We start from the raw sequence: 19906 nt of genomic DNA, 5'->3' as shown, positions 1-19906 counted from the left end.
TGACTCATGATGAACCCTGTTCCATGGCTCCAGATGACAAACATGATCTCATATCAGGGACTTGTTCGCACCTTCCTTAGGGCAAGAAGTCCGTAAACGTAAAACTCCTCAGGAGAAGATCGCCATTATCCAGCAGACGATGGAGCCGGGCATGAATGTCTCCCATGTCGCCCGCTTGCATAGTATCCAGCCCAGCCTGCTGTTTAAGTGGAAGAAGCAATATCAGGAAGGCTGCCTCACCGCCGTGGCGGCCGGAGAGGAAGTCGTTCCTGCTTCTGAGCTTACTGCTGCTCTGAAGCAGGTCCGGGAGCTTCAGCGCCTTCTGGGCAAGAAGACGATGGAAGTTGAGATCCTGAAAGAAGCCGTGGAGTACGGCCAGTCGCGAAAATGGATAGCGCACGCGCCCTTGTTGCCAAAGGACGGGGAATAGCCCTGGTCAGCCGCACCATGGGCGTGTCGCGTGCGCAACTGTCACTGCGGGTTAACCGTTCTGCCGACTGGCAGGACAGGCGCTGTAACCGGCGTAATGACGAAGCAGACGCAGAAATACTGTCGGCTATCCTCAACATTATCAGCGATATGCCGAGTTATGGTTATCGACGCGTGTGGGGTATCCTGCGCAAGCAACGTCGCACAGAGGGACAAGCACCTGTGAACGCCAAACGGCTTTACAGGATAATGAGCGAGCATAACCTGTTGTTGTTGCATGACAAGCCAGAGCGACCGAAGCGTGAACATAAGAGCAAAATCGCGGTAGCAGAAAGCGATATGCGCTGGTGTTCAGATGGCTTCGAGTTCGGATGCGACAACGGTGAAAAACTGCGGGTAACGTTCGCGCTGGACTGCTGCGACCGTGAGGCCATAGACTGGGCAGCAAGCACGGGAGGCTATGACAGTTCGACGGTGCAGGATGTGATGCTGAGGTCGGTGGAAAAGCGCTTCGGCGACAGGTTGCCGGACACACCAGTGCAGTGGCTGACGGATAACGGTTCAGCGTATACCGCGCATGAAACACGAAGGTTCGCGAGAGAACTGAATCTGGAGCCCTGCACAACTGCGGTAAGCAGCCCGCAGAGCAATGGCATGGCGGAACGGTTCGTGAAAACGATGAAAGAAGACTATATCGCATTCATGCCAAAACCGGATGTGAGAACAGCATTGCAAAACCTTGCAGCAGCGTTCACGCATTACAATGAAGACCACCCGCACAGCGCGCTGGGATATCACTCCCCAAGGGAATACCGGCGGCAGCGGGCATCGTTAACTTAAGATACAAAAGCTGTCCGGAGATGGCGGGTCAAGATCATTTGCACTATTACCCTCGCCCACTTGCGCGACACCCTTCTATCTAAACTGTATTTCAGCCAGTTTCGACTACCAGAAGCCAAGGCCATTGTGGAGGCATCAATCAGATGAACACTACGCCCCTTATTCCAGCAGGCTACGCCGATTGGCTAGCCGGGATTAAAAAAGAGATAGCGCAGGCCAGATCACGGGCTGCACTGGCCGTCAACGCCGAGTTGGTGCGGCTCTATGGCCGCATCGGACAGGAAATTGTGCAGCGGCAGGCCGAGCAAGGCTGGGGGGCCAGGGTGATCGACCGACTAGCATCCGACCTCAAAGAGAGCTTTCCGGATATGCGCGGTTGGTCGAGTTCTAATCTCAAATATATGCGTTTTTTTGCTGAGCATTGCCCCAAAGGCCAATTTGGTCAGCAGCCTGCTGACCAATTACCCTGGTTTCATATTGTTACTCTGCTGACCAAGCTTGATGACGAGGCTGGGCGCGAGTGGTATGCAACCCAAGCAGTGACCAATGGTTGGTCGCGCTCGACACTAGAGCTCAATATCAAGAACCAGTTACGCCAACGTCAGGGGGCTGCCGTCACGAATTTCGAACGGCGTTTGCCTGCCGCCGATTCTGCGCTGGCCCGTGATACCTTGAAAGATCCTTATCTGTTTGATTTTCTCGGATTGGGTAATGAGGCTCATGAGAGGGAGATCGAGGATGGATTGGTGCGTCATATCACCCGTTTCCTTCTGGAGCTGGGCGCAGGCTTTGCGTTTGTCGGCAAACAGTATCGACTAGAGGTAGCGGGAGACGAGTTCTTCATTGATTTGTTGTTCTACCACATCCGCTTGAAGTGCTATGTGGTGGTTGAGCTCAAAGCAACGGCGTTTAAACCTGAACATGCCGGTCAGCTAAATTTCTATCTGGCCGCAGTGGATGCACAGATTAAAGCGCCTGATGATAAGCCCACCATTGGTCTGCTGCTGTGCAAGCAACAGAACCGACTAGTTGCCGAATATGCGCTATCTGGTATCGACAAGCCTATCGGCGTGGCCGAATACCAGTTGCTACGAGATCTTCCGGAAACGTTGGGCCGGAATTTGCCCAGCATCGCAGAGATTGAAGCTGAACTATCTGGCGAGCTTGCCGCAAAGGACGATCTGGAATGATAACGAGTGCTCTACCTGCAAAATAGGTACGGCAATGAAAGTGATTGAATAAGCATAAAAATCTAAAAACTTTGTGTTATCTCAACATATTTGCATTGGATAAATAACGGATACTGGAAGACATGGAAACCATCGTTCAACAGCTTGGATTACAATATCTTCAAATGATCCCTCCCGCCATAGTGGGATTATGTCTAATCTATTTTTTGCTGCGTTACCTATGGCTCTATCGCCGACCCGCAAGCATGGTTCGTAAAGAGCTACTGGCCATTCATCAACAGATTGTCCAGCTCAAGCCCGAGCAGGCTGAGGCATGTCTACGCAAGCTAAAAGAGATATTTGCCACAGCCAGTGCCAGTTTAAAGAGTGCTTGGGATGAGTATAACGAAACGCTACACCATCAACACGCTACGTTAGATGGTGAATATCGCCTCTCCAAGGTGCGCGCAACCGTTCAATCCTCCGTATTCTTTGGCTCACAAAATCTTGTGGATACACCGCTACGGGCCGAATACTTCCGTCACCTCCCCGGCATTGTAACAGGGATTGGCATCATTGGTACCTTTGCCGGTTTGTTGATTGGCCTGTTCTATTTCGATGCATCAGACCCAGTGAAAATTCAAGACAGTGTATCTATTTTACTGGATGGCGTCCGGGATGCGTTTTTTGCCTCGGCGGCGGCCATAACAGTCGCTATGTATATTACCAACTCGGAGAAAGCTCACTTGCGGCTATGCTATGCCGCGTTAGAGCAGCTCACTGAGAGCATTGATCACCTGTTTGAATCAGGCGTTGGTGAAGAGTACCTAGCAGCCCTTGTCAAAAGCAGTGAAGAGAGCGCTATTCAGGCTCGTCAGTTAAAAGATGGTCTGGTGAGTGACTTGCGCGAGATGCTGCAAAATCTGGTTGATAGCCAAGTTCGCGAAAACCTGAAACTGACCGAAACACTGGGGGCTGTGTATCGGGAGTCAGGTAAGGATGTCGCCTCCAGCATCAGCTCGTCTATCGAGCAGAGTTTTAGTGAGCCATTACAGAAAATTGCAGAGTCTGTCCAGGCGGCCAGCAGCGATCAGAGTGGTCAAGTACAAGGGTTATTGCAAGATGTGCTGATGGCCTTTATGAACAAACTTGATGCCAGTTTTGGTCAGCAATTTAACGGGCTGCATGAAATGATGGGCCAATCCGTTTCTGCCATGCAACAGATGCTGGGAGCCTTCCAATCGCTGGTCACCGACATGAGAAATGCTGGTGAATCATCCAGCCAGGCGATGAACGAGCAGTTGAACAAAGCAATTGCCGATATGACGGCAGGCCAAGCAGTGATGCAGGCGTCCATGAACGAGATGATAGCCAATCTACAACAGGCTGTTACCGCCATAGGCAATAAGGGTGAAGAAGCAGGCTCACGCATGGGCGAGCAACTGGAGCGCCTGTTCGCTGAGAGCGAAACTCGCCAACAACAATTAGCGACAGATATGCAGTCGTTTGTCGAACGCTTGAAGGAGTCCGTGGGTCGCAGTCAAGAAGAGACGATGAAGGAAATCAACGCGGCTGTCAGCCAGTTGGGCGCTCAACTCGGCGATGTCATGAAAACAATGGAGTCGAGCCGAGATACCTTGGCAACGGGCGCCAATCAAGCTCAGCAGCAGGTACAAGAGGGCGCCAAAGCCTTGGTCTCCGATCTGAGTGAAAATGTTCAAGCCTTACTGGCTGGGCTAAAAGAGCAACAACAAGGGGCCGCGCATAACCTGCGTCAAATCGACGAGGTCACTCGACAAACGATTGCTGGCATGAAAGAGGGCGCCGAGAAAATGCGCGGAGCCGCGGATCGTTTTGGTAGTGCAGGAGAATCAGCTCTCAAATTGATGGATGCCAGTAGCAATGCAGCTCAGCAATTTAATACCAGTGGTGCAACCGTGGCGACCGCTAGCCGCGAACTAGCCACTCAGGTTGCGGCCTATCAGAAGCATCAGGAAGTCGTACAGCGACTGCTGGCTACGGTGGATGGCATAACTGCCAGCAGCCAGAACGAAGCTACTTCTCGCGCAAAGATGATCAGTGACCTGACCCAAGTGACGAGTCACATGAAGGAGATCAATATCGAGACGGCCAGCTACCTCGATCGCGTCGGTGAGGTTCTGGAGCGCAGCTTTGCTCGTTTTGGTGATGGCGTTGAGCAAAACTTGAGCCGCTCTCTCGGGAGCCTGGATCAAGAGCTGAGCAAGGCTGTTGGCGCCCTTGCTACGGGTGTTCAGGAGATCGGTGACAGTGTGGAAGAACTCTCCGATACCCTCGGCAAGATCCGCAGATAAGGGTGGGGATAATGTATGTTTGGTAGATACCTCCCTAAACCGCGGAACAAGGACGATGGGGAAAAACCCTTCTGGATATCCTATGCCGACCTGATGACAGCGTTGATGATCCTGTTTTTGGTGGTGATGGTGGCCTCGTTGCTCTCCGTGACCAAACGCATCAACGAAGCCACCCAGGCCGACAAGATCCGCTCTGAGGATATTCGCTCGCTTTGCGAACACCTCCAGGTCGCAGCGCACAACAAAAACCGAACCATCACTGTGGACTGTAAGGACAACCGCATCAACTTCGGCGAGGCAGGCCGTTTTGGCTACAACGCCTATCGTCTTGGTCCTGATGGCAATGCAGCGCTGCGCGATGTGGTCCCTTTGATCCTGGATGCTGCGGAAAGTAAAGAAGGGCGCAAATGGTTTAAGCAAGTCGTTATTGAGGGATTCACCGATACTGATGGTTCTTATCTCTACAACCTGCATTTGAGCTTGCAGCGTTCCGAATGGGTCGTTTGTGCCTTGCTCGATGATAAACGCGAAGAGATGATGGGTCTGAGTGAGGCTCAACGCACGCTGGTGCGCAAATTGTTCCTGGCCGGTGGGGTATCGTTTAACAATGCCAAGGAGAGCAAGGATGCCAGTCGCCGAGTGGAGCTAAGAATGCAGTTTTATGGTCTGAAGGAAGATAAAAACGAGCAGAACGCCCCTGAATTTCATATCACTCGCCCTGAGATATGCCAGTTACTATGAACTCAATGAGCAAGCTTGAAAATCTGACCGAACGACTGGGCGCAACGCTGCTGCGCTGGGATGGCGGACGCATCCAATTATCGCCATCACTGAGTTTTTCTAAATTGACCCAGCAAGCCGAACAAGCCTGCGCCCAATTCGGCAATACGACGGCGCCACCGCCTCCCCCGCTCGAGCAACGACTCAATGCCTTTATCAAGCTGCGCCGAACACCCGTGCAAATGCAGTTGTGCGATTGGAGGCTGGTGGCTTGGGGACTAGCCGATCTCGTCCCGACCTATGCGCGCGCTATAGAAGACACCGCACTTTTTACCGTCATTCTGAAAGAATTTAATGCGCGCCTGACGGCTGATACTCTCAACCGCAAGATGTGGTTTGGATTACTGTCTTCCTACCTATCCTATAAACCTGAAGCACAGAGCGGCCTTGAGTGCTGGAAACAGTTACGGGAGCTACTCAAGCGCGCATTTGAGCAGTTTAAGGGGCAGCAAAAGTCACCCAAGCGTTGGATTGCAGTGGTTGAGCAATACCGGGATATCTTCAGCGATGCGCCTGGGAAACAGTTGGCAAAAGAGCTTTCTGAAGACAAGGTGGATGCGTTGCAGGTTTTCAAGACCTACCTGCCCATCCCTGATGAGAGCTGGTTTTGGAAATCCATGATCAACAACCATCTCAATGTGGTAACTGCACTCAATGATGAGGCGTTTGTTACTCGCATAGAGCCTATGTTGGCGATGACCAGCATATTACCCTCGGTTGCGGACACTGTACTAGCTCGACTCTTGACCCGCTATGCCGAGAGCTCAAGACAAGATCAATCACATAAGGCCCTCAAAGAGGCTGCGCTTCAACGCTGGGGTAGCCCGCAGATTGGCTCGTCACGCAACCGCTGGTCAGTCAATGTAGAAGATTACGTCTGCAAGATGGTCATGCGCTGGTTTGCCAAAGAGGATCTGGAGACCTTCTTTAAATTGCTTCAAGGCGAAAGAGGTGTCGATCGGGATCGGTTGGAATATTGGCTGCGTTTTGTTGATCAAATTGGCTTCACCCGACTTGTTCTTGGCCCTCAGGCGATGCAGGACTATTCCAGCGACTTTGTGGAATTCCGACGGAAAAACAAAGATCGCATTAGCCAGCTCAAGGGAGGAACATCCGAGGACAATGCCTTCATCATGCAAATTGGGGACTATGTCATCGTCGAATTTTCCAAAAAAGGTAATGCCTGCTATTTTCGACCTTATGATCAAAACCTTCCCTTCAAGCTGGATACCAAAATCCTTGAGTTAACCCCCGAATTAAAGGGGAAGTCTAAGGGCTGTGAATCATTACCACATACCCCCACAGATCGAGGCTGGTGGCACAAATACGACCGCTGGTTTGCCGAACGGGGTATCTATCCGGACAAACAACCCCCAACGAAACAACCCAGCAATAAACTCAGCGCTGTTCGACAAGCTCAACAAGGTTCCACTTCCCCAATGCCGAATAAAGGGAGTATTGAGCAGGCCATTAGTCAAGCATTGCAATTTATCGAAGCAGAGTCGGTTAAGTTCTCGATCACGGATTTCAGAGACAACGGTGGAGCATTCTGGCTCATGATTCCAACCCCTTCCCAAGGGCTACAAAATCGACTGCTGGGTCTTGGTTTCCAATACAAGCAGGGACGCGGTTACTGGATAAAATAAACCATGCTAAAAAAACTTTTTGGTACCAATAAGAACAAGAGCGAGCCGACTGCAAGCCATACATCTGTCAGTGAGTGGATGGATGAAGGCCTGCTATTTCATCGCAATGAGGTCATCCAGCGAAACAAGCCACTGGACAGTTACCTCTACCAACTTGAAGACGAGGGCTATTTAACCAGCCTTTCTGACGATGCGATTATCCTCTGGGAAGATCTCTATCGCTTGATGCAAGATGAAGAGCATCTGAGCAGCATTCCTCTATTGGACTTGCCCCCTGTCTGGAATCTGGCTCCTCAGCTGATTAGTGAAGGTGCCTTATCCGACCCCGAGTTTCGCATCTCTATCCAAGGTTGGCGGCTCAATGAACATAATCTCATCACGGGTGGATTAAACCGTACCGGGGCCCTCGTTCGCATTGACGAACAAGAAGGGTTGATGCCAGAAGAAAGCTGGCGTGTTCTGCAAGCCGTCCGAGAACTCGCAATCAAGCAAAACAGCGAATCTGGCGAGCGCACGAATCAGCTAGGTTGGGCCAAAGTTCGCAAGCTCGCCAAGGCTGCCGGTGCTGGCATGGATGGCTTTCTTGCAAAGTCAGTCGTGCTTCATCCTGACAAATTAAAAATTGAAATGCGAAAGGCACACCATGGCGGCGTTCCTATCATGGAACTACTTCCTGGCTTTGATGGCCAACCCGAGAAGTGGTTGGACAGTTTTGACGCTTATCAACAGGTTCAGGAGCGTTACCACATCATTGAGCACGATGGCTCTGTGGTTCATGTCATCATGAGTCCTGAATCCAAAACAGTACTGGAAAGCATTAAACGCATGCCTGGGCGTCGAGTGGCGGGTGACGAAGCCTTGCAATGGGTTCGAAATCCCTACTCCGTAATGGGTGCAGAAACAGTCGCCATCATTGATCCTGACGAGTTTGAACAGGCTCGAGCCAATGCCGGTATTTTTTTCCACCGCTTTCATATAGAGCCAGCCTTTAATGCGGCAGGTCAGATCTCTCATGTTGACCTGGTGCTTGAGGAGATTTGCCCAACCCCTGCCCCAGCAACCTCGTTACGATTTACTGATGCCCATGAATTCCACCCTTTTTCCATAGAGCTACAAGCCAAAATGGCCGCTGGTTTAGCATGTGGCTTCTGGCAAGGGTATGAGCTGGAGCTATCTGATTTTCGCTATGAGGACTTGGCTGGCATTCTGCGACTACTAGATCGTTGGCAACAGGAAGCCATGGGGCGCATGTTTGAAGAGCTTTTTGACATGTCGAACTATGGCGACCGTGTGACTGGGATTGGCCCCATAGAGACGCCAAGCTCCCCTTTTATTGGCAAGGATGGCGGAGAGCAGTGGTTGCCCCCCGAACTCCTGGCTTCATGTGGTCTTGACGCCGATCTTCTCAACCACTGGGACACGGCCAATTACGCAGATTTCCAACAGTTCTGTGAACGGATTGAACAAGCCAAGGCGAATGGCAACAGTAGCGTCCATATCCCAACTATTGAGGTGGAGGTCACCCTGAAAGTGGCCGAAACACTCAGGGATGAATGGGCGAAAAAGTTTGAATTGTCTCCCCCCGCGGATAAGGAAGAAAGCAAACCACGAGCTGGTCTTTTGGTCGATAGTGGGATCCAGAACAGCATTGATACAACAACAGATGTTCGTTTGTTTTCTGAGCCCACAACGGCCATCTTGCCCAATTCACTACGTCCTGGTATGAGTCTGCGGCCACACCAGATGCATGGCCTCGCCTGGCTGCAACATCTCTATGCACAAGTCCCCAACAAAGTAACTGGATGCCTCCTGGCTGATGACATGGGCCTTGGCAAAACACTGCAACTCCTTTGCTTTATTGCCTGGTATCTGGAGCATTCAGGGAACAACACTAGCCGCCCAGTTTTGATTGTGGCCCCAGTGTCATTACTGGATAACTGGGAGCGAGAGTTCGAGCGATTCTTCCACACCCATGGAATGCCGATGCTCAAGCTCTATGGCTCTGAGCTTTCAGAAATGAAGCTGAAAAGAAACGAGATCCCTATAACCATGCAACAACAAGGGATCCGCAACTTGCTACGCCCCGGCTGGATCGGAAGCACCAAGATCGTGCTTACCACCTATGAAACCTTACGCGACCAGGAGCTTTCTCTCGCGCGACAAAAATGGGGCATTGTCATATGCGATGAAGCCCAGAAAATTAAGAATCCGGCCACTCTGGTTACACAGGCTGCGAAGGCACTCCAAGCTGATTTTCGGGTGGCCTGTACCGGGACGCCCGTTGAAAACTCACTGACCGATCTGTGGTGTCTCTTTGATTTTGTGCAACCAGGGCTGCTCGGCGCACTGAATGATTTTGGACGGCACTATCGCCGTCCAATCGAGTGTAAGACGGATGCAGATAATTTAGCGTTGGAAGAACTCCGGCAACTCATTGTCCCTCAATTATTACGACGCATGAAAGAAGATGTGGCAGATCTTCCAGCCAAAATCGAGGACACATCCTGTCGTAACCTTGCAATGAGCTCACTCCAAGACCGGCTCTATCGTTCCGAAATCACTCTACATAAGGAGAAGTCGAGCCTGATAGAAAAAGCTGGCGAACGAAACGTCGCAGTCTTAGGGCTTCTGCATACATTGAAATTGGTATGTGCTCATCCCCACGCGATCAGACCTGAAGGTGCCTTACTTGATGTATCCCCCAAGATGCGGTGGCTGATCAACAAACTTGAGTATATCCAGTCCTTGGGAGAGAAAGTCATCGTCTTTACGGAGTTGCGATCAATTCAACGAGACCTACGACTGACCATTATGGATCGCTTCTCTCTGCCTGCGGTGCACATCATCAATGGCGATACTGCGGCGACCGCTGGTCGTGGCCTGAGCCGCCAAGGGATCATTGATAAGTTTCAGGCTCAACCCGGTTTTGGGGTGATCATTCTCTCAACGTCCGCAGTAGGTTTTGGCGTAAACGTCCAGGCAGCGAACCATGTTATTCACTTCACCCGATCATGGAATCCCGCCAAAGAAGATCAGGCCACAGACAGAGCTTATCGTATAGGGCAAACCCGAGAAGTGCATGTCTACTACCCCACCGTTGTCTCAGAACACTATGCCACATTCGAGAATAAACTGGACGATTTGCTAAGCCGAAAACGAGCCGTAGCTGGAGATATGTTGAATGGCGCAGAGGAAGTGGATGTTCTGGCATTGGCTGAGTCAGGTTGTTGAAATGATGGCCTCCCAGATGCTGGTCATGCATAAAGTCCATCGACCAGCAAGTTCGGAGAAGAATTGGGTAAATGCCGCTTGATGGTTCATGACGAAACTCCCGTAAAAGAGAGTATAAGATCACACCCTGTTCGGTCGGTCAAATCCTCGTGCCCTGCTTAAAAAACATTCGCGATCTTGCCCTGGTAGCCACTCTGACTTAAGGCTTCTGAACAGTCGTTCCAGCGGGGTGTTATCCCAGCAGTTGCCACGCCGACTCATGCTCTGGGTTATGCGATAACGCCACAGTCGTTGCCGAAATGCCCTACTGCCATATTGGCTGCCCTGGTCAGAGTGAAATAGCACACCGGATGGGCAACCCCGCTGCTGATAGGCCATCTCCAGTGCTTTGATTGCCAATTCTGCATCAGGTTTATCAGACATCGCCCAGCCCACGACCCGCCGGGTGTGCAGGTCAAGCACCGCTGCCAGGTAATGCCAGCGTCCACCTGCCCAGACGGACTTTGATTTTGGCCATGATCTCGTACCTCAGTAACTGTACGTAAGATCAGTATAGCTCGTGGTGACTGCTAATCATGGGTAATCAGGTTTTGTTAACCCATGCAAGAAAAAAGGGTTTTCAACAAAAACAGGGAAGAGTAGGATAGAGACTCAAAATGACATCAGGTTGAGACCTGAACGGCAATCATGCGTGGGTGCAATGACACCGCCCTGCGGTAGCTACAACAATCATATGGTTTCTAGTTATGGATTTCGCACAATCTGCCTGCTAATGAGCTATTTTGGTGCATCTGGCTGAGTTCAAGATGAATCATCAAACTGGTGAGATACGAGCAGGGCTTATGCCGTGATAGGCGGACATTTTCCGCCTTTGTCGATTAGATATATGAAGCACACGACATATCAATTTGATAGGGAAGGTGCGAATAAGTACCCTATGTGCCAAAACTAAAAAGTTTAGCCATTTAATATCAATAATTTAGAATGGTGTGTTTTTGTGCCAAGTGACTTGTTAGCACCTTCCCTAGGATAGTAAACGATCGTAATGATCTATTATTAATGGATTAAGGGTTTACATATGAAAAAAGTAATTATCACTGCTGCAACCGCTTTAACACTTATGCTTCAAGGCTGCGCTACAATTGTTGGCGACGCTTCGCAAACTATGCCAATTACGAGCACACCTTCCGATGCCCATATTTCCATTAAAGATGAGAAAGGCCTTGATATATATTCCGGTCAAACACCGACCACTGTAACATTACAAAAAAGCGATGGCTCTTATTTCGGCGGCAAACATTACACTGTAGTTATAGAAAAAGATGGCTATAAAGCTCAAACAATTACAATTGATGCAAAAGTTAATGGCTGGTATCTAGGCGGTAATTTGGTTTTTGGTGGACTAATCGGATGGCTGGTTGTAGATCCGCTAACAGGGAAAATGTATAAACTTTCGACTGAATCGGTAAACGCAACATTGCCTTCAACTACCGCAAGCAATACCAGCAATGACGGGATTCATATTGCTCTTTTACAAGACTTATCCCCTGAACTCCGCGGAAAATTAATTCCTATTAATGGCTGATTTGCAAATAACCTATCTTCAACTCTAGGGTAATGCACATAACAAATAATTAGTGTGGGACCGCTACGCGGCCCGTAACCGTTCACCGGCCCCGGCTTGACTAAGCCGAGGTCAGGTTGAACAACCTCTGACAAGATATGCGAGCATTGGCCTGATTGCGTGGGTCTGGAATTGATTCAAGGTAGTCGAGCAAAGACTTCTGGACCATAAAAATAAACAGTTAGTTAAGATCTCGACTATTTACAGCTTGGCAACGCAAGGTACAATTAAAATCGTACTTGGCGCCGCTCAACTGATCGATACTTGATCAACTAGCGCAAAGAATGATCATGCGTCGGCCCTGGTTATATACCGCATCAACTCGACCCAGTGAAAGGCTTATACTGATGGGCGATACAAGGGTGATTGAAAAGGCGATTAACGTGGGTTCAAGGGCACTAAATAGCTGTTCCGAATAGTAGATCACAGGAGGAAGGGAACTCAGTCCAGTTTGTGCGATCTCATTAGGCGCGAAACAAAACAAGCCACACCAAAAGGACTGAGTTGATGCCTATCCTACCACCCCTGCCACGACCACAACGGCGCCGCATTCACAAAATCATCCATGCCACCCGTGATAAAGGGCATTCTCGTCGCTTGATGGCCATCTTGCTGTTACATGAAGGACGCACGATCACTGATGTTCATCACCTTACCGGCGCTGCTCGCTCGACCATCGGCCGTTGGCTTCGGTGGTATCGGGATGAAGGTGTGGGGGCGTTAGAAGCCTTACCGGCTGGCCGTGCCCCGANGACCATCGGCCGTTGGCTTCGGTGGTATCGGGATGAAGGTGTGGGGGCGTTAGAAGCCTTACCGGCTGGCCGTGCCCCGATCTTACCTGTCGCCAAGATTGTCACCTTACTGGTGCTGCTCATGCAGTTTTCTCCGCAAGATTTTGGTTATCAGCGCAGCCGTTGGTGTACCGAACTATTGGCTATCAAAATCAATCGGTTAATGGGGCTCAATATGGCAGCCTCAACGCTCCGCCGATGGTTACCGCGTATGGGCATTGTCTGGCGAAGGCCCGTGCCGACCTTGCGGATAAAAGACCCTGCCTATCAGGAGAAAATGGCTAATATCGACGCGGCACTGGCCCGCTGTGATGCAGATAATCCGGTGTTTTATGAGGATGAAGTCGATATAGACCTTAATCCCAAATTAGGGGCCGACTGGATGTTCAGAGCGCAGCAAAAGCGGGTTGTCACACCTGGAAAGAACGCCAAACATTACCTGGCAGGCGTTCTCCATGCAGGCAATGGAAGAGTACTTTACGTCAGCGGGATAAAGAAAAACTCATCGCTGTTTATCGCCATGCTGGAAAAGCTGCGTCGCCACTACCGACGAGCCAAAACCATCACACTGATCCTCGATAACTACATCATTCACAAAAGCAAACAGACCGAGCGATGGTTGAAGAAGAACCCCAAGTTCTGCCTGGTGTTCCAGCCAGTTTACAGCCCTTGGGTTAATCACATCGAACGGCTGTGGCACAAGTTACATGAAACCATCACGCGCAATCATCAATGCAGAGGAATGGCCAGCCTGCTGGCCCGAGTGAAACACTTCATGGATACCGTGTCTCCTTTCCCGGGGAATGGCTATGGTACAGCGAAGGTGTAGCACTATTGGGATCAGTTATTTAGATAGAGCAACCTTTCTTAAAGAAAGAGTCTGTTTTGCCAGTGAAACTAGTGAATTTCAGTATATCGTAACTTGATTGTATTAATTTCAATTTTTCAGCAGGAAATCAAATAAATTTTGATTAGTAAGTGATATAGTTGTTGAATTCATAGTTATTAGAAAGGAATCAATTATATGGCTCAAAGACCTGTTTTTGTATCGAGTGATTCATACCCTTTCGTTGATGAGAAAATAATTGATTTTGAGTGGCATAAAGGATTAGCCGTTACTCAGAAGAAAAAATCGATAAAATCTTTGCATACAGCAGCACTTGAACAATTTAACGATCTGACCCTCTTAGAGATTTCCACTAAAAGTGATAACCCATTGGGAGTTCAATTAAGTGCTTTTAATTTAATGGTTCAGCTAAAAAATAAAAAAGAAGTACCGTTGGAAAATATTTTTCATGCTGCAAAAGTCTTTAAGAATGGAGGCCCGTTTAAAGACTTGCTTTTTATGCCTGCAAGAGAGGCAAAGTCTGACATTCGCTTAAAAGAAAGTGGCGAATTAACAGGTTTTTTTAGCAATGGTAAAACATGGCCTTTAATACCCAAGACAATATTTTACGATTGGCTATACCTTAATACCATTAAACTAACCCCGTCTTTATCTGCTGATATTATTAAGTTTAATGCATTTACAGATATCGAATTTAACCCTAATAAAAGTTTCAATTGTCAGGCAAGATCTGCTGCTCTTTATGTCTCGCTAGTCAAAATGGCAAAATTAGAGGATTGTTTGTCTAGCCCGGATAGTTTTATATCGTTGTTAGGCAAGGTTTCAAGCGAACCTATAGAACCAGTACAAGCAAATTTATTTGGTTAATAACTATGCACCGTAATTTTGAAAAAATTTTCAATATTATAAATTTAATGTTACCCGATAAGAATACAGCACTTGAATTTGTAACTAATGAACTATCATTTGCGACTAAAAGCTCTTTAGTTGTGCGAAACTTTGCTAAGTCAAGTGGGATAACTGTAGTAGATGAACCTCCACTAATAGATTTGGATAGTCCCAATATAGTGCTTTCCAATCTTCTTGCACCATTAAGTGCTTATCAGTCAATAATTGAATTAAGATTACAACTTATTGAAGAAGTTATGAAATATCATGGATTGGGGAAATATGGAAATCAAGACAGCAAAGAGCGAATTCGAGATATTTGCCGAGAGCGAAATATAACTGAACTGATTCATTTTACCAAAGTCCAGAATGTTAGAAGCATTTTAGACATTGGGCTTAATAGTAAAGATTATAATGGTGAGATTGCTAAAAAACATAGAGTCAATGATTCAGGGCGTTTTGACTACAGAACTAATATGATTTCACTATCAGTCTCTTATCCAAACGATAAAATGTTTTACAAATATCGTCAGATCGATACTAGTCAGAAATGGGCCGTTTTAAGTATATCACCTAGTGTATTATGGGAACTGGAATGTCTATTTTGTCCTACCAATGCGGCAAATGCCTCAATATCTTCGGCTAGTGATGAATCTTTGTATGGCTTTCAGGCATTTGAAAGGTTGTTTTTTCAACAAACTAATAAATCTAGGTTGTGTTATCCGTATGACTCACAGGCTGAAGTTTTAGTTAATAATCATATACCCAGTCATTATATTCAATCGATGATAGTAGAGCAGAAGACAGATGAATTGGCAGGTTTACCACTAAAACCAATTGTTAATCCTTTTTACTATCAAAATAGAGAATACGCATTAAATAATAGAGTTTTATAACGTAAGGGTTTTTTATGTCATTTTTTAAATTATTTTCAAAGAAGAAAGATAACAAAGAAAGCATTAGCAACAGTAATGAGATTGAAGGTGAAAAGCTTTTTCGTCAAGGAATTCAATACTCTCAAATTGGTAATCAAGAAGAAGCGATTAAATTTTTCACAAGATCAATAGAGGTTAGCCAGAATCATTCTGCTGTTTATGTAAATCGGGGGGCGTGCTTTATGATTCAAGAAAGATATCTTGAAGCATTTGACGATTTTTCCTATGCAATAGAAATGGAAAAGAACGGCCTATCATTAGAAACAGAGGCTTGCACTCCTGCTGCAATTCAAAATATTCAACGTATCCAACCTTTCATAGCGTTTGAGCAGAAAACTGGTGATGCAGTGAGGTCACAATTAACTTCAGATGGAGAAGAACATTTCACAAAGAGGTGGTCTGAAGTTTTATTAGATCAATTTTTAGATAATGATGTTCATATAGCTCAACAGTTCATATATGAAGAAATTAAAGAACTTGAAGAAATGGGGGGCATTCATCAAGAATATGCTCTTAATTGTGGTGTGGATTACAAGAAGTTTTCAAATGTAGCTAGTGAACAGGATACAGGAAAAGCATTCATAATGTTCAAGAGTGTTTTATGTTGTTTTAGTAGAACACCGGAAGTAATGTTTCAGATTAGAACTAAAGTTCTTGAACAACTCCTTAACCTCATCAGTCAAGGTACGCAAACTGAGTCAGAGCGAATTTTAAATTTAATAAGCTGGGCAAAGAAAAATGGCTTACCAGAAAGAGAATTAGTAGAAGGGATGTTTGGCGATCAACGATATGAAGGTTTCCCTTCAGATGTCGATTCTATAACTTACTTAAAGGAGTTTAACCGTTTCGTTAAAGGCAGTATTTATGATTTTGATGGCTCTTTAGAAGTCAACCTTAATCATAAAAATATCAAAGAATTACCATCTGAATTTTTTGATCTTGTTGGTATTCATGTCTTGCATCTTCATACAAACAGTTTGATTGAATTGCCAGCCGAAATTGGAAATTTATCTAATTTATATACATTAGATTTAGGGAATAATAAGTTAAAGTGTATTCCTAGAACTTTATGTAATCTTAATCACTTAGAATATTTAAATTTACATGGTAATGACTTAGCTAAGTTGCCAGATGAAATAGTAAACCTAGAAAACCTTACGCAAATAAACCTATCAGACAATCCAAAACTAGTGCTCACAGCCAAACAAAAAGAGTGGCTAAGTTACTTTGATGAAGATGATATTTGGATTGATTCAGATCTATTGAGCCGAAGTAGCAATGAATACATCAACTTAAATAGTTTGGGTAGAATGCATTTGACTGATGCTGAAGTGGATATCATGTTTATTGTAAAAAATGATAATGTTCTATATGTAAATAATCAGGCAGATTCGCTCTACAAAGTTGATAAAGATGGTGATCTAAAACTAGACGGTCGAGTTGTAAATTTTATTTTTAGAGATGGGAACGAAACAATTCAAGTATTTGTAGCTTTTGATGAACAAGATTCTTATTCAATGTTTACGATGAATATGGGAAGAGATGATAGGCTTAACTATGTTGCTCAAGCTATCTTTCAATTCATAGGGGAAAATAGCATTGAGAATGTATTCTCGCTAGAAGGTCGCTATTCCAGTCAATACCACTATGCTTTCAAACTCTATAAAAAAGTCGACAAACATCTTATGGTTAACAACAGTCAATCTCAGGCTTATTTAATCTCAGATGATACATTTAAATCAGAAGATATAGATGCTATAAAGTCCGAGTTCTGGAACTAAACTTGGAAAAAACAGAGCTGATAGAGAGTATTTCAAATAGCGTTGTTCTTGTTGTGGCAGAGTGATGTAGGTTATGTAATGGTATTAGCTCCTGAATTAATTGATTTAATTGATAATAAAGCGTCGGTAGAGTGTGGGGATACTAATTTACTTCACTCTTCTGTTTATATTAGTCAATTAAATGGGCACATAAACGGTAAGTGTGAATTAACACAGCAAGAAATTGACTCTAAAGTAGATTACTTAGCAAGTTGCGTGACAATTACACTCGAACACCAAGTAAATGAACTTGAGTTTCTAAGAGTTCGCCTTTGTGAAGGTCAAAACTTTACTAATGTTGATGAATTATCTTACATAAAGAAAACCTCTTGCACGTTTCCAAAGATGGGTAGGTTAAATCTTACAGGTCAAGCGCTTTTTTATGCTTCTATAGCCGTTAAACAAGATGATACAGCATTAAGAGTTGCGTTATCTGAGGCTCAAGCGAAACAGCTTGATCACCTTAATGTTTTGCGATCTCATCAAGTAAGTGGAACTGATATTTATCTAAGAATCATAGGTATATGGGATCAAGTTAGGCGAAATGAAAAACCATATTACTTAAACCAAGATACCTTTGACTATTACACTGAGACAAGAGAATATATGGCTAAAAAGTTTAGCCGAGAGTTGCTTTTTGCTTATGAGTTAACAGATCGTTTCTTTGCCGATATATTATCTCGTGAAGGAAGTGAAAGCTTATATCAAGTAACGTCAGCCCTGAGTAATGTATTTTTTACTGAGAAGTGCGATGGTGTTCTCTATTCTTCGGTAAAAGCGAAAGGTGAGCCTGTAGTTGCTCTAAAACCACAAGTGGTTGATGATAAATTAGAGCATCAGTTTACCGCCGAGGTCTTAATTGATAAATCATTTGGCTATGAGTATTATCAGTATAGAACACAGACTAAAACGTCTAATATTGATAGGGTGTCAGGTAAATTAGAGTGGTAATAAGAGCTTAACCACTACTTCTTTATGGTTAAGCTTAAAATGTAGATTAAACGTAGTTTTAAGCCATAAAAACGTTGTTAATCTACAAATCGTGAATAAGATGTATATAATAATGTTTAAAAATCACTTTATGTCTTATTTTAAAACTTAACCATCCCCTCATATGAGCGAGGCGTGGCGCGGCTTCTGAGGTATGATCGCCATCCTTGACCAGCTAATACCCAACAGACTATCCCCATGTTTAACCACGAACTAATCCTCAACCACATCGACGATATATTTGGACAGGACATGCATGCTAAGCGTGTTCTTTCCCTCGCCAATGCTACCCTCGGGGTTATCGAGTCAGGTTCACTGGCCATCCACGCCATCGTTGCTGATTGGGCAAATCGCCTGATGGGCCCTTTTGGCTGGGTAATGCTCCCGAAGAATGGGGGGATTACCTCTTGAAGTTGGCTGAGGGTCATGAGTAATCATGATCAGGTTATATGGCAATAGACCTCCACAAGGGGACTGTAAACAAGCTGCGGTATTTACAGCCCCACATACGTTGAGAATGCTATTTCCATCGAATTTGAAGTTTACGTTTTTGGCATGGGTGTTTTAAGCACCTACATACAGCAATTTAAATTTCAGAATCACCAGTAATACGTTGAAACAAGCAAGACCAACCTTTAATTGTTCAGCATCGAAACTAAACTCACATCAATCATGGCTTTGCTTCTGCTCTTAACAGCACATCTATAGCCATTTTATAATTTGCTAGAATAATAGAGTCATTCACATAGTCAGTCCCCATATCTGCAAGGAACTCCTCAGCAGATTGGTAGTCATTACCTGGTCTATAGTAACTGGGCATGTTACTTTGGGCCCAACCAGAAAGTACCTGGTCATAAGTAACAGCCCTATCATTCTCATCATCGCCCAATGATGCCACGATATCATCATAATACATCTTAATAGATACATTATCTAATGCACTTGCTACAGGTTCTGCAATGCCATTATCTAAAATTACAAATGCAGGGAAGTCATAGAGTTCATGAATATGGTTATAGTTTTTGAGCACAACATGCTTATCAAGGGGGCGGATAATTTTATTCAGGTTAAATCTATCCCTCAAAAGATCAAGAGCTTTATTATGAACCTCGATATCAATCGCACAAATATCATCGTTTACTTTTCTCATTACAATACTACCTTACATGTTAACATGGAATATTTCGGCACTTGTGTTTATCTATTGGTAGTTGAAGCTCCGCCAATAGCGAGGATCGTATTACCAAATATGATCTTTAGGTTAAAGTACACCCATTCATCATTTGTAGATGTGAATGTATAGCATGCACCTTGTTGCAGTTAATTTAGGTTGATTTCATATAAATGGCAATAGCAAACAACAAAAAATATCGAAAATATTTTATTCTGAAATTTCAATTGTTTTTTTTGCTCTCTTTTTATTGTCAATAATGAGGGGTTTCTAACGATGGAAATCAAAAAAAACACTCATAGAAAAATTTTTTTCTCGTGGAAAAAACAATAGATTTCCACAGAATAACTCCACCATAAAAAGTAAAAAAAACGGCATCAAACTCTCGCAAAAAATGATGTGGTTATGAAAA

At 45.5% G+C, this 19906-nt stretch carries 13 protein-coding genes and 2 pseudogenes; 13 read left to right on the top strand and 2 right to left on the bottom strand.

All coding sequences use genetic code 11. The features are described from left to right. The first annotated feature begins 61 nt into the window (after positions 1–61). The 6 genes from BSP75_RS19725 to zorD all read left to right on the top strand — a co-directional run bounded on the left by BSP75_RS19725 (position 62) and on the right by zorD (position 10428). Positions 62–1269, top strand: a protein-coding gene (locus BSP75_RS19725) for an IS3 family transposase (RefSeq protein ID WP_253186655.1) whose coding sequence is annotated in 2 segments (ribosomal slippage) — positions 62–383 and positions 383–1269 — 1209 coding nt in all. Because the reading frame shifts where the segments join, the coding sequence is not laid out codon by codon here. 143 nt (positions 1270–1412) lie between these two features. After that, positions 1413–2459, top strand: a complete 1047-nt coding sequence (locus tag BSP75_RS19720) for a PDDEXK nuclease domain-containing protein (RefSeq protein ID WP_075114333.1) — start codon at positions 1413–1415, stop codon at positions 2457–2459. A gap of 122 nt (positions 2460–2581) precedes the next feature. After that, positions 2582–4771, top strand: coding sequence for a type I Zorya anti-phage system protein ZorA1 (gene zorA1, locus BSP75_RS19715; RefSeq protein ID WP_083617259.1), 2190 nt, complete (start codon positions 2582–2584; stop codon positions 4769–4771). A gap of 15 nt (positions 4772–4786) precedes the next feature. Then, entirely contained in the window at positions 4787–5512 is a 726-nt protein-coding gene (gene zorB1, locus BSP75_RS19710) for a type I Zorya anti-phage system protein ZorB1 (protein ID WP_075114332.1), read from the top strand. Between the two features lie 5 nt (positions 5513–5517). Next, a complete protein-coding gene (locus tag BSP75_RS19705; protein WP_075114331.1) occupies positions 5518–7197 on the top strand; it encodes an EH signature domain-containing protein in 1680 nt (559 codons plus the stop codon). 3 nt (positions 7198–7200) lie between these two features. Beyond that, on the top strand, positions 7201–10428 hold the full coding sequence (gene zorD / locus BSP75_RS19700) for a type I Zorya anti-phage system protein ZorD (RefSeq protein ID WP_075114330.1): 3228 nt from the start codon (positions 7201–7203) through the stop codon (positions 10426–10428). A 120-nt stretch (positions 10429–10548) separates the two neighbouring features. Here zorD and BSP75_RS19695 read toward each other — a convergent pair. Beyond that, positions 10549–10926 (bottom strand): annotated as a pseudogene (locus BSP75_RS19695) (DDE-type integrase/transposase/recombinase); the annotation flags it as partial. A gap of 580 nt (positions 10927–11506) precedes the next feature. On the opposite strand from BSP75_RS19695, the gene BSP75_RS19690 reads away from it, so the two are divergent. The 7 genes and pseudogenes from BSP75_RS19690 to BSP75_RS21700 form a co-directional block, all read left to right on the top strand. Beyond that, positions 11507–12013 carry a hypothetical protein gene (locus BSP75_RS19690; protein WP_075114329.1) on the top strand — a complete coding sequence of 169 codons (507 nt, stop codon included), beginning with the start codon at positions 11507–11509 and terminating at the stop codon, positions 12011–12013. A 546-nt stretch (positions 12014–12559) separates the two neighbouring features. Beyond that, positions 12560–13672, top strand: a complete 1113-nt coding sequence (locus tag BSP75_RS19685) for an IS630 family transposase (RefSeq protein ID WP_075114328.1) — start codon at positions 12560–12562, stop codon at positions 13670–13672. A gap of 195 nt (positions 13673–13867) precedes the next feature. Beyond that, positions 13868–14557, top strand: coding sequence for a hypothetical protein (locus BSP75_RS19680; protein ID WP_075114327.1), 690 nt, complete (start codon positions 13868–13870; stop codon positions 14555–14557). Between the two features lie 5 nt (positions 14558–14562). Beyond that, the gene (locus BSP75_RS19675) at positions 14563–15474 is read left to right on the top strand and encodes a DarT ssDNA thymidine ADP-ribosyltransferase family protein (RefSeq protein WP_083617254.1); all 912 of its coding nucleotides are present in this window, start codon (positions 14563–14565) and stop codon (positions 15472–15474) included. A 14-nt stretch (positions 15475–15488) separates the two neighbouring features. Further along, a complete protein-coding gene (locus BSP75_RS19670; RefSeq protein ID WP_075114325.1) occupies positions 15489–17294 on the top strand; it encodes a leucine-rich repeat domain-containing protein in 1806 nt (601 codons plus the stop codon). A gap of 78 nt (positions 17295–17372) precedes the next feature. Further along, positions 17373–18284 carry a hypothetical protein gene (locus BSP75_RS21705; RefSeq protein WP_148140779.1) on the top strand — a complete coding sequence of 304 codons (912 nt, stop codon included), beginning with the start codon at positions 17373–17375 and terminating at the stop codon, positions 18282–18284. A 237-nt stretch (positions 18285–18521) separates the two neighbouring features. After that, a pseudogene (locus BSP75_RS21700) lies at positions 18522–18656 on the top strand (IS4 family transposase); the annotation flags it as partial. A 337-nt stretch (positions 18657–18993) separates the two neighbouring features. On the opposite strand, the gene BSP75_RS19655 reads toward BSP75_RS21700, so the two are convergent. Then, complete coding sequence (locus BSP75_RS19655; RefSeq protein ID WP_075114322.1) at positions 18994–19473, bottom strand: hypothetical protein; 480 nt, start codon at positions 19471–19473, stop codon at positions 18994–18996. Positions 19474–19906 lie beyond the last annotated feature (433 nt).

Source organism: Aeromonas sp. YN13HZO-058 (assembly GCF_001921245.1).
In the GTDB taxonomy this organism is placed as follows: domain Bacteria; phylum Pseudomonadota; class Gammaproteobacteria; order Enterobacterales; family Aeromonadaceae; genus Aeromonas; species Aeromonas allosaccharophila.
Note: the sequence above shows the minus strand (reverse complement) of the source record. Positions and strands in the feature narration are given on the sequence as shown.

Bases quoted from the DNA above. Each gene is read 5' to 3' on its own strand.
- BSP75_RS19720 (WP_075114333.1), top strand. From the start codon at position 1,413: ATGAACACTACGCCCCTTATTCCAGCAGGCTACGCCGATTGGCTAGCC.
- zorA1 (WP_083617259.1), top strand. From the start codon at position 2,582: ATGGAAACCATCGTTCAACAGCTTGGATTACAATATCTTCAAATGATC.
- zorB1 (WP_075114332.1), top strand. From the start codon at position 4,787: ATGTTTGGTAGATACCTCCCTAAACCGCGGAACAAGGACGATGGGGAA.
- BSP75_RS19705 (WP_075114331.1), top strand. From the start codon at position 5,518: ATGAGCAAGCTTGAAAATCTGACCGAACGACTGGGCGCAACGCTGCTG.
- zorD (WP_075114330.1), top strand. From the start codon at position 7,201: ATGCTAAAAAAACTTTTTGGTACCAATAAGAACAAGAGCGAGCCGACT.
- BSP75_RS19690 (WP_075114329.1), top strand. From the start codon at position 11,507: ATGAAAAAAGTAATTATCACTGCTGCAACCGCTTTAACACTTATGCTT.
- BSP75_RS19680 (WP_075114327.1), top strand. From the start codon at position 13,868: ATGGCTCAAAGACCTGTTTTTGTATCGAGTGATTCATACCCTTTCGTT.
- BSP75_RS19675 (WP_083617254.1), top strand. From the start codon at position 14,563: ATGCACCGTAATTTTGAAAAAATTTTCAATATTATAAATTTAATGTTA.
- BSP75_RS19670 (WP_075114325.1), top strand. From the start codon at position 15,489: ATGTCATTTTTTAAATTATTTTCAAAGAAGAAAGATAACAAAGAAAGC.
- BSP75_RS21705 (WP_148140779.1), top strand. From the start codon at position 17,373: ATGGTATTAGCTCCTGAATTAATTGATTTAATTGATAATAAAGCGTCG.
- BSP75_RS19655 (WP_075114322.1), bottom strand. From the start codon at position 19,473: ATGAGAAAAGTAAACGATGATATTTGTGCGATTGATATCGAGGTTCAT.